The organism is Flavobacterium sp. LAR06, assembly GCF_041946075.1.
Taxonomy (GTDB): domain Bacteria; phylum Bacteroidota; class Bacteroidia; order Flavobacteriales; family Flavobacteriaceae; genus Flavobacterium.
Genome location: NZ_JAUTYT010000002.1, coordinates 123803 through 139386 on the forward strand (window position 1 = coordinate 123803; position 15584 = coordinate 139386).

Annotated in this window: 11 protein-coding genes; 9 read left to right on the top strand and 2 right to left on the bottom strand. The window is 34.4% G+C overall.

The annotated features are described in order from the left end of the window. Nucleotides 1-232 precede the first annotated feature (232 nt). Nucleotides 233-1978: an ABC transporter ATP-binding protein gene (locus Q7C23_RS03765; RefSeq protein WP_375031245.1), complete on the top strand. Its 1746-nt coding sequence runs from the start codon at nt 233-235 to the stop codon at nt 1976-1978. Nucleotides 1979-2268: 290 nt separating this feature from the next. Here Q7C23_RS03765 and alaS read toward each other — a convergent pair whose 3' ends face one another. Further along, a complete protein-coding gene (alaS, locus tag Q7C23_RS03770; RefSeq protein WP_375031246.1) occupies nt 2269-4899 on the bottom strand; it encodes an alanine--tRNA ligase in 2631 nt (876 codons plus the stop codon). Nucleotides 4900-5163: 264 nt separating this feature from the next. Here alaS and Q7C23_RS03775 point away from each other — a divergent pair, with 264 nt between their 5' ends. The 8 genes from Q7C23_RS03775 to Q7C23_RS03810 all read left to right on the top strand — a co-directional run bounded on the left by Q7C23_RS03775 (nt 5164) and on the right by Q7C23_RS03810 (nt 12746). Then, nucleotides 5164-6141, top strand: a complete 978-nt coding sequence (locus tag Q7C23_RS03775) for a peptidoglycan DD-metalloendopeptidase family protein (protein ID WP_375031247.1) — start codon at nt 5164-5166, stop codon at nt 6139-6141. 47 nt (nt 6142-6188) lie between these two features. Further along, nucleotides 6189-6521 (top strand): MerR family transcriptional regulator, encoded by a 333-nt coding sequence (locus Q7C23_RS03780; protein ID WP_026985753.1) that lies wholly within the window; start codon nt 6189-6191, stop codon nt 6519-6521. A gap of 38 nt (nt 6522-6559) precedes the next feature. Beyond that, the gene (locus Q7C23_RS03785; protein WP_072975143.1) at nt 6560-7147 is read left to right on the top strand and encodes a LemA family protein; all 588 of its coding nucleotides are present in this window, start codon (nt 6560-6562) and stop codon (nt 7145-7147) included. 85 nt (nt 7148-7232) lie between these two features. Then, a complete protein-coding gene (locus Q7C23_RS03790) occupies nt 7233-7670 on the top strand; it encodes a TPM domain-containing protein (protein WP_375031248.1) in 438 nt (145 codons plus the stop codon). Between the two features lie 3 nt (nt 7671-7673). Further along, a complete protein-coding gene (locus tag Q7C23_RS03795) occupies nt 7674-8513 on the top strand; it encodes a TPM domain-containing protein (protein WP_375031249.1) in 840 nt (279 codons plus the stop codon). A gap of 114 nt (nt 8514-8627) precedes the next feature. Beyond that, entirely contained in the window at nt 8628-9041 is a 414-nt protein-coding gene (locus Q7C23_RS03800) for an Rrf2 family transcriptional regulator (RefSeq protein ID WP_072975146.1), read from the top strand. 250 nt (nt 9042-9291) lie between these two features. Next, entirely contained in the window at nt 9292-11856 is a 2565-nt protein-coding gene (locus Q7C23_RS03805) for a TonB-dependent receptor (RefSeq protein WP_375031250.1), read from the top strand. A gap of 146 nt (nt 11857-12002) precedes the next feature. Then, nucleotides 12003-12746, top strand: a complete 744-nt coding sequence (locus Q7C23_RS03810) for a DUF2490 domain-containing protein (protein WP_375031251.1) — start codon at nt 12003-12005, stop codon at nt 12744-12746. 16 nt (nt 12747-12762) lie between these two features. Here the strand turns inward: Q7C23_RS03810 and Q7C23_RS03815 are convergent, their stop codons facing one another. Beyond that, nucleotides 12763-15531: an outer membrane beta-barrel protein gene (locus Q7C23_RS03815; protein ID WP_375031252.1), complete on the bottom strand. Its 2769-nt coding sequence runs from the start codon at nt 15529-15531 to the stop codon at nt 12763-12765. Nucleotides 15532-15584: the final 53 nt, after the last annotated feature.

Sequence of the window (15584 nt, forward strand, 5' to 3'; positions counted from 1 at the left end):
TACGGGATTCCGCATTAAAAAAAATAATGACTCCAGCAATTTCTAACACATTAAAAACAAACAACATACACAAGTGCTGTATTGTACAAAAATAAAAACACACTCAAAATTAAAGAGAAAACACTATTAGTTTTACATTTTAAAAAAATTACATTTTTAATAACAAATAACCATCTCTACAAAGCCAAACTATTCACTACTTTTGCATCTTCTATTTTAATATCCCTTCTATATGAAATTATTATATTTGTATATAATCAAACATAAAATGCTATTATTTTTTGCTTTGATTATGGCCTCTATAAACATCTGTTTCAGTTTATCTGATTCTATTATTACCGGTAAATTAATGCAGGATTGTGGTGTAGGATTACACAAATATGCAGGAAATGAAATCGGTTTTATTAAATCTTTATCGTTCTGGCTTGGACTTTCGCTTGGTGCTGCAATGGTTTCAAGAATCACCAAAAATTTTCAGGATTATTTCACCAATGTCGTTATTCAGCGCACTGGAGCTCAGATGTATACTGACGGAATTAAAAAATCGCTTGATTTGCCTTTTGCCGAATTTGAAGACCAACGAAGCGGGGAAACTTTGAGTAAACTAACCAAAGTGCGTTCTGATTCTGAAAAACTAATTACACTTTCGATTTCTTTGATTTTTCAAACCGTAATCGGATTTGTATTTGTAATCGTTTATGTTGCCCGAATCGATTATCGCATTTCGATTATCTTTTTAATCACAGCTCCAATTATTGCTTTGGTGAGCTCTTATTTAGGAAAAAAGATTAAAGTTGTTTCTAAGAAAATTGTGAATCAAACTAATGCTTTGGCGGGTTCTACAACAGAAAGTTTACGAAACATTGAGCTTGTAAAAAGTCTTGGATTAACCTATCAGGAAGAGAAACGTTTGAACCTAAATACCTTTAAAATTCTGCATTTAGAATTGGAGAAAATCCGTTTTATCAGAAGTTTGAGCTTTATTCAGGGAACTACCGTTCACTTTCTAAGAACCTGTGTTGTTTTTACTTTGTACTATTTCTTATTTGGAAATAAAATTATTGTAGGTGATTTATTGACCATGGTATTTTTTACTTTTTTCATTTTTGGTCCTTTACAAGAGTTGGGGAATTTCATTATTGCTTTGAATGAAACCAAAGTTTCTATGGAAAACTTCAAAACTTTATTAAGTGCTCCGAAGGAATTCCGCCCAAAAAATCCAAAACACGTTGGAGCAATTCAATCTTTACTTTTTTCTAATGTAAGTTTCCAACATAAAACAGCTAAATTCAAAGCGGTTGAGAACATTAATTTCGACATCAAACAAGGTGAAACCGTTGCTTTTGTTGGACCATCAGGTTCGGGAAAAACAACTTTAGTAAAATTATTGGTCGGATTATATACACCTGCTGAAGGTCAGGTTTTGTATAACGAAATTGATTCAACCGAAATTGACTTATTAGATCTAAGAAAACAACTAGGGTTTGTAACGCAAGATGCACAATTATTCTCTGGTACAATTCGCGAAAATTTATTATTTGTAAAACCAAATGCAACCGATGATGATTTATACGATGCCTTAAAAAGAGCAAGCTGTGAAAAATTATTAAGACGAGCTGAAGATGGTTTAAATACCACAATTGGTGAAGGTGGAATCAAAGTTTCCGGTGGAGAAAAACAACGTTTATCAATCGCCAGAGCTATTTTAAGAAACCCGAATCTATTGATTTTTGATGAAGCAACTTCTGCATTAGATTCTATTACGGAAGAAGAAATTAATGCTACTATTAGAAATATCTCTGATAAAAACAGAATCACGGTTTTAATTGCGCATAGATTATCAACTGTAATGCATGCAGATAAAATATTTGTATTGGAACAAGGAAAAATCATCGAGCAAGGAAAACACGAAGATTTAATTGTTGAAAGAGGTTTGTATTACGCTATGTGGCGTCAACAGATTGGGGAGCGTAAATAAAGGAACTAAGGTTCTAAGTTTTTTAAGCTATGAAATTATAGACTGCAAACAGGAAATGCAATTTCACTTTTAACTCGTCGAAGATTGAAGATAGAAAATTGAATATTGTAAAAAGATAGCCAACGGTTGCAACCGTTGTAACAAAATTCATTATTACGTTGCGCATCCCACGGTTGAAACCATGGGCTAAAAACACAAAAACCCCTTTCATCTTAAATGAAAGGGGTTTTCTTTTATTATTTTAAAGGCATGAAAACCTTAGATCCTTAGCTCTTTAGCTTCTCAGGGCCTTATTTCACAAACTCAATAGCCTTAGCCAAAGCCTCTGCGATTCCGTCAACATTTTTACCTCCTGCAGTTGCGAAGAAAGGTTGTCCTCCTCCTCCTCCCTGGATGTATTTTCCTAATTCGCGAACAACTTGTCCTGCGTTTAGGTTTTTCTCTGCTACTAATTCTTTCGAGATGTAGCAAGTCAGCATTGGTTTTCCTTCTTCAGCTGTTGCTAATACTAAAAATAAATTTTTAGATGAATTTCCTAATTCATACGCTAAGTCTTTTGCTCCTTCCGGATTCAAATCAACTTGTTTTGCCAGGAATTGGATTCCGTTGATTTCCTGCAATTCTTTAGCTAAATCATCTTTCATATTTTTAGCCTTATCTTTTAATAAAGCTTCCAATTGTTTTTTCAATTTAGCGTTTTCATCCTGCAATGAAATAACCGCTTTTATAGGATCTTGTGCATTTTTCAATACACCATTAATTTCTTTTAATTTATCAGCCTGACTTGCAAAATACTCTTTCACAGCATCAGATGTGATCGCTTCTATACGACGGATTCCAGAGGCTACAGCCCCTTCGCTTACAATTTTGAAATACCAGATATCAGCAGTGTTATTTACGTGAATTCCTCCACATAACTCCATACTGTCTCCAAATTTAATTGCACGAACATTATCTCCGTATTTCTCTCCAAACAATGCCATTGCACCTTCTTCAACTGCTTGTTTAAAAGGAACATTTCTTCTTTCGATAAGTGGCAATTGCTCCTGAATTCTAGCATTTACGAAATCTTCAACTTGCTGTAATTCTTCGTCCGTTACTTTTGAAAAATGAGAGAAGTCAAAACGTAAATTTTTCTGGTTTACCAAAGATCCTTTTTGCTCCACATGCGTTCCTAAAATATGACGCAATGCCTGGTGCATTAAGTGTGTAGCAGAGTGGTTTGAAGAAGAACTTTTACGAATCGTTTTGTCTACAACAGCTCTGAAAGTTTCAGATAAATTATTTGGCAAATCTTTCGCGAAATGAATGATTACGTTATTCTCTTTTTTAGTATCAAAAATATAGATTACATCTCCGTTTGAAGCTTCAAAATATCCTTTATCACCTACTTGTCCTCCACCTTCCGGATAAAAAGGTGTCATGTTGAATACGATTTGGAAAACTTCACCGTCTTTAGCGCTTTCTACTTTACGGTAACGTGTAATTTTTACAGTCGCTTCAGTGTGGTCGTAACCAATGAATTCTTCATCTTCATCGTCAATCAAAATTTGCCAGTCTCCTGCTTTTACTTTTGAAGCCGCACGAGAACGCTCTTTTTGTTTTTGCAATTCCGATTCGAAGCCAGCTTCATCTAACTGCAATCCTTTTTCTGAAAGAATCAAAGCTGTTAAGTCGATTGGAAAACCGTACGTATCAAATAATTCAAATGCTTTTTTACCAGAAATTGTTGTTTCTGCAGAATTTGAAATGATATTTTCCAACAAAATTAAACCTTGGTCTAATGTTCTTAAAAATGAATTTTCTTCTTCTTTAATTACGTTAGCACAAAGTGATTTTTGTGTTCTGATTTCCGGGAAAGAACCTCCCATTTGCGTACTTAAAACTTCAACCAATTTATAAATAAATGGTTCTTTTATGTCTAAGAAAGTAAATCCGTAACGAATTGCACGGCGCAAAATTCTACGAATTACATAACCCGCTCCGGTGTTAGAAGGCAACTGACCATCGGCAATAGCAAAAGCTACGGCACGAACGTGATCTGCAATAACACGAATGGCGATATTTACTTTTTCCTCCGCTTCGTTAGAAGCTTTAATTGTATATTTTGTTCCAGTAATGGATTCAATTTCTTTGATCAGCGGTGTAAAAACGTCTGTATCATAGTTTGATTGTACATTTTGTAAAACCATACACAAACGCTCAAATCCCATTCCGGTATCAACATGCTGTGCAGGTAATTTTTCTAAAGAACCATCAGCTTTACGGTTGAATTCCATGAATACATTATTCCAGATTTCAACTACGTGTGGATGATCATTATTTACTAAATCTTTTCCAGGAGTCACTGCTTTTTCCTCAGCAGAACGAATATCAACGTGAATTTCAGAACAAGGTCCGCATGGTCCCTGATCTCCCATTTCCCAGAAATTATCTTTTTTATTTCCAAGTAAAATTCTGTCTTCAGCAATTAAAGTTTTCCAGATATCGTAAGCTTCCTGATCAAAAGGAACGTTTTCTTCTTCGCTTCCTTCAAAAACAGTTACGTACAAAATGTCTTTATCAATTTTGTACACTTCTGTCAATAATTCCCAAGCCCAATTGATAGCTTCCTTTTTGAAATAATCACCAAAAGACCAGTTTCCTAGCATCTCAAACATAGTGTGGTGGTACGTATCTATACCAACCTCTTCAAGATCATTATGTTTTCCTGAAACACGAAGACATTTTTGCGTATCGGCAATTCTTGGACTTTTTGGAGTTCCGTTTCCTAAAAAATATTCTTTAAACTGGGCCATACCCGAGTTGTTGAACATTAAGGTTGGGTCATCTTTAAGTACAATAGGAGCTGAAGGAACAATTGTATGTCCTTTACTCTCGAAAAAATCTAAAAATTGCTTACGTACGTCTTGTGATTTCATATTTAATTAAGAAAATGTATCTTTTTTATTAATGGGTCAATTTATGAGTGTGCCAATTTGATAATGTGTCAATTAGATAATTCTTATTTAAAATTTATCTCCGTCAACAATAAATTACCCTATTACTACATTATCTAATTGACTCAATTATCTAATTATCTAATTGCTTTTTAACTTAAAAAAAAGAGGCGAACAACTGAAACATTTACTAAATTTGTTCGACTAACTTATTTTACAAGCTGCAAAAATAGGGTATTTTAAAATATGGCGAAAGTAAAATATTATTACGACTCAGAAAATCTGGCTTATACAAAAATAAAAACCAGAAAAAGGGCGAAAATTGGCTATGGATTGCTCTTTTTATTAGCCTCGGCACTGTTTGGTTTCCTGGTTTTTGTTCTTTTAATTAACACTCCTTTTTTTGAAACGCCAAAAGATCGTTTACAGGCACGTGAAATTGAAAATTTAAAATTGCAATATGCTATTCTGAATAAAAAAATGGATGAAATTGATGATGTAACCGAAGCATTAGAAAACAGAGACAATAATATTTACAGAGTTTATTTTAATAAAACAGAAATTCCGGATTCTATAAGAAAAGCTGGATTTAGGGATCCTAAAAGATATAAAGATTTAGAAGGCTATAACAATTCGCAATTGGTTTTGAATACCACAAAACGAATTGATAAACTGTCAAAAGAATTAGCGATTCAGTCCAAATCATTAGATGAAATTTTGAAATTAGCCAGCGTAAAAGGCAATTTGTTATTGGCAATTCCGGCGATTCAGCCCGTTCAGAATGAAAATTTAAAACGTGTTGCTTCTGGATTTGGATATCGAATTGATCCTTTCACGAAAGTGCGAAAAATGCACAACGGAATGGATTTCACCGCCAATACCGGTTCTCCGGTTTATGCAACAGGCGATGGTGTTGTAGCAAGAGCTGATAATTCGGCTTCCGGATTTGGAAATCATGTGGTAATCAGGCATGGTTTTGGCTATGAAAGTTTGTACGCGCATTTGAGCAAGTACAATTGCCGACCGGGGCAAAAAGTAAAACGGGGCGATGTTATTGGTTACGTAGGAAGTACCGGAAGATCTGAAGGCCCGCATTGCCATTATGAAGTTCATAAAGATGGAAAGGTCGTAAATCCGCTGAATTTTTATTACGGAAATATTTCGGCTGTAGAATATGTGGCGATTTCACAAATGGCAAACCAGGAAAACCAATCATTAGATTAATACTTTAAAAAGTGTTATTTTTGGATTAAAATAGAAAATTAAAAAACATGCATATTGAGCTTTCAAAGGATAAGAGATATTACAGCATTGGCGAAGTAGCCAAAGCTTTTAATGTCAATGCATCATTGATACGGTTTTGGGATAGTGAATTTGATATTTTGAAACCTAAAAAGAATGCCAAAGGCAACAGAATGTTTACGCCAGAAGACATTACCAACCTGCAACTGATCTATCATTTAGTTAAAGAAAGAGGTTTTACGTTAGAAGGTGCGAAAACACATTTAAAAGAAGGACAAAAGAAAACATTAGATAAATTCGAAATAATACGTAAATTAGAGACCATAAAAACACAATTAAACGAAATAAAGAACGAATTATAATAATAAATCAAAAACTAACAAACTTAAATTAAATACACATGAAAAGATTTTTGCCTTGGATTATTGGAGCTGTTGTTATCATTGGAATATACATGTGGGCTTCTGGAATTTATAATAAAGCAGTAACACTTGATCAGGAAGTGAAAGAAAGCTGGGGAAATGTTAACACTGCATATCAAAGGAGAAATGATCTTATCCCAAATATAGTTAGTACTGTAAAAGGATATGCTGAACATGAAAAAAGTACTTTAACAGCTGTAATTGAAGCTCGTGCTAAAGCCACTGGAATTACAATTGACCCATCAAACGTTACTCCGGAACAATTAGCTGCATTCAATTCAGCACAATCAGGTGTTTCCTCTTCATTATCTAAATTATTAGTGAGTGTTGAGCAATATCCAAACCTGAAAGCAAATGAAAACTTCTTGAAATTACAAGACGAACTAGCCAGTACAGAAAATCAAATCTTAACAGCCAGAACCCGTTTTAATGAAGCTGTTAAACCTTATAACAATAACATTAATACTTTCCCAAGAAATATATTAGCTGGAATGTATGGTCTTAAAGAAAAACCATATTTTGAAGCTTCTACAGGAGCAGATAAACCAGTTGAAGTAAAATTCTAAAAAAATAATATTTTCGATTCATGATTTTAGATTTCAGTTTAGTCGGGAATCTAAAATCTAACATCTAATATCTAAAATAATTTCAATGTCACAAGTAGAAGATTTTTTATCCAAAGAAGATGAACAAATAATTGTTGAAGCCATTCGCGTGGCCGAAAAAAATACTTCTGGCGAAATTAGAGTACATATAGAAAAAACAAGCTCTAAAGCTCCTCTTGATAGAGCTTTAGAACTTTTTCATGAATTGAAAATGGATGAAACCCAATTACAAAATGGTGTTTTATTTTATTTTGCTGTTGAAGATAAAACCTTTGCTATTTGTGGCGATAAAGGCATCAACGATGCTGTTGCTGATGATTTTTGGGATTGTACCAAAGACGCAATGACAGTACAATTTAAAGCAGGAAACTTTAAGCAAGGAATTGTTGACGGGATTTTAAACGCCGGTGAACAATTGAAAAAATACTTTCCGTGGTCTGAAGAAGACACTAACGAATTATCTAACGAAATCTCAAAAGGATAAATAATGAAAATTTCCAAAAACAAAATATCTAAGTCAAAAGGAATTTTTACATTATCCTTTCTATTAATAGCCCTTTTTACCACCAATTGTATTTTTGCGCAGTTTACAATTCCGGAAAAACCAAGTTTTCAGACTTCGGTTTATGATTATGCCAACATTTTAAGTTCTACTGAAAAAGCACAATTAGAAGAAAAACTAGTTCGCTATTCAGATTCCACTACAACTCAGATTGTAATTATTACTATCGAAAGTTTAAAAGGCGAAGACGTAAGCCAACTGGCTACAAAATGGGGACAAACCTGGGGAATTGGAGGAACGGCAAAAGACGATAACGGTGTTGTAATTTTATTGGCGAAAAATGAGAAAAAAATTGCCATTAATCCGGGATACGGAGTTGAAGATCGTTTAACGGCTGGAATTGGCGGAACTATAATTAGAAATATTATTATTCCGGAGTTCAAAGCAGGAAGTTTTTACAACGGTCTTGACAAAGGAACTGATGCTATAATTGATGTTTTTAAAGGAAAATTCAAAGGCGAAAGAAAACAACAATCCAAAGGAAAAAGTTTTCCAATATTACCTTTCATTGTTATTGTTGTAATTGTATTAATTTTACTGTCTCGAAACAAAAGAGGCGGTGGAGGAAATTCTGGCAACAACGGCGGTGGCGGCCCTAGCCTTCTTGACGTTATTATTCTAAGTAATCTTGGAAGAAGCGGTGGAGGATTTGGCGGTTTCGGCGGAGGATCATCCGGTGGTGGTTTTGGCGGCGGAGGCGGTGGCTTCGGTGGAGGATTTGGCGGAGGCGGATTCTCAGGCGGAGGTTCTAGCGGAGGCTGGTAGAGTCTTTTGTTTCAAGTTTATTTTGTTTCAAGTTTAAGTTCAAGTTTTATGCTGAAATCCGTTTTCAGTTTTAAAACTCCTAATTCACAATTTATAATTCATAACTAAAGATAGATGTTATCACATAAAGCAAAATACGCCCTTAAGGCCTTACTTTATCTAGCAGAACAAGACGAAAATCACATTTCCAGAACGATAGAAATTGCTGATGGCGCTAACATTCCTAAAAAGTTTTTAGAACAAATTTTATTGGATCTAAAACGAGGACGTTTTGTAAGTAGTAAGCAAGGAAAATTTGGCGGTTATTATCTGATAAAATCTAAAAACGACATTACTTTGGCTGAAATTCACCGTTTATTTGACGGTGCAATTGCACTTTTACCTTGTGCTTCTTTAAATTTCTACGAACCTTGTTCTGATTGCAAAACCGAGTCGGAATGCAGTCTGCGTCACGGTTTACTTCTTATTAGAGACAAAACTTTGAAGGCAATGGAAGGCATTACAATCGCCTCATTGGTAAAGAAATAAAAAAATATTCTCTTAACCCTATCGATTTAATAGAATTTGTATATATTTGCCAAAAATAATTAACAAATCATTTACAAATTTTTAACCCATGAAAGTACATTCCAGTAAATCAGGTGTAACAAAAAATCTTTTGCAAAGTAATTATAGTCCATTCACAAGTGTGAAAAACAATTCATTTATGATGTGTATGTGTTGGTAAAAAGTTTTTTTTTAATTTAAATTCTACTAATTACATATACTTAATATAAAAATGAAAAATCTATATAAAATATCACTTACAAGTATCTTTTTACTACTAGCCTTTACCACGTCATACGCACAAAATATTGAAGGTGTAGTAACAACATCAGAAAACATCCCATTAGAAGCAGTTAACGTTGTTATTAAAGGAACAACTTTCAGTACCAGTACCGATCCAAGTGGAAAATTTTCAATCGATACCAAAGGAAAACTTCCCGTAACAATATTAGTCCAATACGTTGGTTATAAAACTACAGAAATAGAATTGGATGCGATACCAGCAACTCCATTATTAGTCACTTTAAAAGAAGAAAATGAACTTGTAGAAGTTGTGGTTTCTTCAAGACGTAGAATCGAAAAAGTTCAGGATGTGCCGATTGCGATCTCTGTTATAACAGGAAAACAAGCAGAACAAACTGGTGCCTTTAACGTGAATCGTATTAAAGAATTAGTTCCTTCTGTTCAGTTATATTCATCAAACCCAAGAAATACAGGAATTAATATTCGTAGCCTTGGTTCTCCATTCGGGTTAACAAATGACGGAATCGATCCGGGAGTTGGTTTCTATGTTGATGGTGTTTATTACGCTCGTCCGGCTGCTACAACTCTAGACTTTATTGATGTAGAACAAATCGAAGTATTACGTGGACCACAAGGATCCTTATTTGGTAAAAACACAACTTCAGGAGCTTTTAACATCACAACCCGTAAACCAAGTTTCACTACTGGTGCTGACTTTGAAGTAAGTTATGGAAATTACAACTTTTTGCAGGCTAAGGCATCTGTAACAGGAGCTTTAGGTAAAAAAGTGGCAGGACGTATCTCTTTTTCTGGTACACAACGTGATGGTTTAATTGACAATGTAGTTACAGGAAGACCAACTAATACATTAAACAATCAGGGAATTAGAGGTCAATTGCTTTGGACTCCAACAGTAAATACTAATATTATATTAGCAGCCGATATAACAACACAGCGTCCTGACGGATATGCACAGGTTATTGCAGGTGTTGCCCCTACTCAAAGAGCCGCTTACCGTCAGTTTGATGCGATTATAAAAGATTTAAATTATCAATTGCCAAGTTTAAATGCATTTGATCGTAAAATCGATCACGATACACCATGGCGTTCAAATCAGGATATGGGAGGTATTTCACTTAATATTGACACCAAAATTGGTGGTGGTACACTTACTTCAACAACTGCTTGGCGTTTTTGGAACTGGGATCCATCAAATGACAGAGATTTTACAGGATTACAAGTTTTAGCGAAATCACAAAATCCAACAAGACAAACACAAATTACTCAGGAAATTCGTTATGCTGGTCAGCTAACATCAAAAATCAGTGGAGTTGCAGGTGTATTTTTCATCGATCAAACTTCTCAGACAGATGGTACAGAAGAATCTGGTAATGCACAATGGAGATTTGCTCAAAGTTCAACGAGCCCTTTATGGAAAACTCCGGGTCTTTTTGAAGGATACGGCATCAAAACAGATGCAAACATCAGAGCATCGAGTGCAGCAGTATTTGGTCAGTTAGACTGGGCTATTACAGAGCGCTTTCACGTTTTACCAGGTTTAAGATACAATTTCGACAAAAAAGACGCACATTATGCCCGTACAACATACGGAGGTCTACAAACAACCGATCCAGCATTATTAGCTTTGAAAAAATCAGTGTACTCAGATCAGGCATTTGATTCTAGTACTGACAATACTGACTTTTCAGGAAACATAACTTTAACTTATAAAGCATCTGACAAAATTAATGCTTATGCAACTTATGCGAAAAGCTACAAGCCAGTTGGTGTGAATGTTGCCGGATTGCCAACAGATTCAAAAGGACAGCCTTTAACCGATCTTGCGGTTATCAAACCTGAAAAAGTAAATCATTATGAAGTTGGTGTGAAAACTTCTCCTTTCAGAAATTCAATATTGAACGTGGCTTTATTTAATACAGAAATTAAAGATTACCAAACAAACGTTCAGGCAGCTGAATTAGGTGTTAACCGTGGTTATCTTGCTAACGCAGATAAAGTACGTGTAAGAGGTGCTGAACTAGACGCAAGTTTTGTAGTGAATCAACACCTGACAATTAATGGTGCTGCAACTTATACTGAAGGTACTTATGTGAAATTTACAAATGCACCACTTCCTTTAGAAGAAACAGGAACTACTGTTGGAGGAGTTCAGGTAGCTTATAAAGATGTTTCAGGAACAGATTTGCCTGGTGTATCAAGATGGGCAGGATCTTTAGGTGGTGAGCTTTCTGATAATGCAAGATTCTTTGGTAATGCCGGAAAGATTTTCTTGGCACTTGATTCGTATGCTCGTTCTGAATTCTCATCTAGCCCTTCTGCTTCAAAATATTTAGTAGTATCAGGTTATGCGATTTTCAATGCTCGTTTAGGTTTCCGTGCTTCTCAGGGATTATCAGTTCACTTCTGGGGACGTAATTTATTCAACAAAGATTATTACGAACAATTATTGCCTGCCGGAGGAAACACAGGACAATATGCCGGAGTAATTGGAGATCAAAGAACTTATGGAGTTACATTGAAATATTCATTATAAGAAATTAATTAAACTATAAATACAAAACGAGGCAAGCTTAAAAACTTACCTCGTTTTTTATAATCACAAAAAAGCATTTTAAACCCATTTTAATCTTCCTGAAATACATTTTGATTTGTATATATTCGCAGCCTGAATTTATATAAATGAAAATTCTCAGAATATTTCTTTTTGTCGGTTTTTTAAGTCAAGTCGGAATTGCGCAAACCAAACGCAATATCGATCAGCAAACGCTGACCTGGATTCGGTATTACAATATTTTATCTTTAACTGAGAAATGGGCTTTACATTCTGAATTTGACAACCGAAGTTTTTTAAATCCTATTCATGAAAATTTATTTGTGATCAGAGTTCAGGGAAGATACAGAGCAACTAAATTAGTCGATTTAGGCGGAGGATTTGCCTTTTTTAATGTTAATACACAAGATCCGCATTTTGATCCTGATTTTTCGGTTCCGGAATATCGTGGACAACAAGACATTACATTAATAAATGATATTGCAAAAATTACGTTTCATAACCGTTTTCAGTTGGAAGAACGTTTTATTCAGAAAGCAACCAAAACGGAATTATTGGATGATTTTTCTTTTTCTTTCCGATTTAGATACCGATTACAATCGACTTTTGATCTTTGGAAAAAAGAAAAACGAAGTTTAAAAGGCACTATTTCTGATGAAATCCTGCTTAATTTCGGAAAAGACAATAAGCGAAATAGTTTCGATCAAAACCGACTTTATGCTGCTTTACGTTATCATTTCAATCCCAATATCGGTTTGGAATTAGGGTATCTGAAAAGTTTTCAGAGGCGCGCTACTGGTGTTGATTTTTATGATCGTGATATTATTCGCTTTACCGTTTATCACAGAATTGATCGTAAAACAAATAAATAAATTCCAATATAAAAATCTATTCTTCTCTTTCACGCTCTCCTCCTCTTCTCTTTTGTCCTTTTTCTTTGCCAGAAAAATTTCCGATTTTATACGCTAAAGAGAACATTACATATCTTTTTAGAACCGTATTTTCTTCATCACGAATAGAGGTTGCAGAAATCGTTCTGGTCGCGCTTTGATTCTGATTTAATACATCATAGACTTTCACTTTTGCATAAACTTTTTTATCAAAAAAGCCATATGACAAACTAGTATTCCACAAAAAGAAATCTTTTTTGAAATCGCCTGAAATATTAGAATTGTAGGTATATCCAAAATCATTTCCAAAAATCAAATTCGCGGGCCAATACGATGTTGTTTGCAAATTGATTCTATGCAATACATTTGAACTTGCATCTCTGTTGTAATTTTCATATTTTGTTTCATTATAAGACAAACTGTAAGATGGTGAAATGGTAAGCACTTCTCCATATTCATAGGTCAGATAGACTCTTGGAGTTACGGCAGTAGATTTTGCAGTGTACATTACAGCATTGGTAAATCCTTTATCAAATGAGTAACTGCTATTAAGTCCAAGGCCATATCTTAAAACATGTGCATCTCTCTTTATAGACTGACTCCAGTTACCACCAACCGAAATCGTATAAGTTCCCGATATATTAATGTATGATGTTGTTCGTTTACCACTATCGTCATAAACAGATGTCGCGTAAATATCATTGCTGTAATAATCCCCTTTTGCCATAAAACTATAGCCAGAACGTGTTCTAAAATCGAAATTTCTGAAATTAAAATTCACCGTATTTTTCTCAATTGGATCTAGATTTGGATTTCCGATAATAGAGTTCAGCGGATTACTTAAATTCGCAACCGGCATTAAATAATTGGCAGCAGGAAGCGTACTCGAAAAATCGTATTTTAAAGTCAGGTTTTTTGATCGGCTGAATTTATATCGAAACTGGGCCGTTGCAAAAGGCAAAGCATATTTTTTATTTAATTCCGTCTCTTTACCTAAATACAAAGAGTAGTTATCAAATTGAACCAAAGAGGTTTTAGAATCCAGATTTACTGTGAATTTGTTCTTTTGCAAAGTAACCCCAACCTTCGGACTAACTGAATTTTGTCTGGAAGTTGTATAGGTAGTCAATGATTCATTCAAATCAGAAAAGGATTGTGTAGCGGCATCAAAATCAAAAGTTCTTTGATCTTTAGCTTCATTCTTCCAATCAAAATCAGATCCAAATCTTATACGTAACGAATCTGTAATAGGCTCTGTATATTCAATATCTGCCGAATAAGAATCACTTGAATTATTGTTCTTGGTATTCTGATTTCTTAAATCATCCGGTTTACTATCCTGATAAAAAATAGTCTCCGATTGATTCCAACCATCAGAATCCGTCTTTGAATTATTGTTATCAAAAACAAAACTTAGATTGCGATTTTTTTTCTTAAACACTTTATTAAAATTGATTGTATTTGCAAAACTTGTATTGGTGCTTTCATTATACGATTTAGCTGTACTTTCATTCAAAGCATTACCATTCTCATCTACGGAAGAAGTAGAGGAAGAAGAATCACTATTAGATCTCGATTGGTTTAATTTTGGAGCCACAACAAGCCTTGTAGTCGGATCTATTTTATATTCTAATTCAAAATTGGCTTTGTTGCCTGTATTTTCGTTTCTTGTTTTTGCATCAGATTCGGTAATAATATTCCCTGTTGGCAAAAAACTAAGCTGGTTGGCCTTGCTTTCGTTTTTATTAATGGTATTAGAAAAATTGTAGCTTCCCATAGCCGCCAGCTTTTCACTCCAATCATCGGTATAATTGATACCAAACAAATTAGATTGTGTAATTCCTTTTCCGTTGCCCGTAGAACCGCTATTTTTGCCGCTATTATTCCTTCCGCCTCCCATGTTATCGAAGACTTCATCCTGAGCGAATCCGGTTGAATTTATATTATTGGATGACCCTAAAACACTTATCTTTCGTTTGTTATTGAAGAAATTCATAAGCAAACTACTTTCGTACCGATCATCAGAGCCGTAGCCTCCTAATATTTTTCCGAAGTATCCTTTGTTTTTCTTCTCATCAATAGTCAGGTTAATTGACGAATAATCTGAAGTCGATTCCTGTTTAGCGAGTTCTTCTTTCTTTGATTTAAAGTCGGAAACCTGAATCTTTTTTATAATGTCTGCAGGTAGATTTTTCAAAAGCAGAGCGCCATCTTTATCAAAAAATGTTTTTCCATTGACTAAAAACTGCGTTACTTCCCGTCCATTTACGGTCACTTTTCCGTCATTATCTATATCTACTCCTGGCAATTGTTTTAATAAAGTCTCAACATTAGAATCCGGACGTACTTTGTATGAAGCTGCATTAAACTCCAACGTATCTTTTTTCATTGTAATGGGTGGAGCAGCACTTTTAATTACCACATTATCTAGTGCATTTACATTTTCAAGAACGTATAGCTTTCCTAAATCCTTACTTTCTAAAAGTCCTTTCTGCTCTTCGATAAAAGGCTGATAGCCCATGTAATTTATTTTTAGCAAAACAGGTTTGTCGTACTTTTTGGTGTTTATTCTAAAAATACCATTTTTATCTGTCGTAGCGTATTCTATTATAGTAGAATCTTTTACAGTTGTAAAATAAACAGTTGCAAGTTCGAGAGGTAGTTGTGTATTGATGTCAACCACCGTCCCTTTAATGATAATATCATTCTGGGCATTTGCGGTGAAACAAAAAAGAAAAAACAGTAATAATGAACAAATCCTGATCATAAAATTGGTTAGTTAGAATAATAAGACTACAAAAAACATAAAAGGTTTAAGTT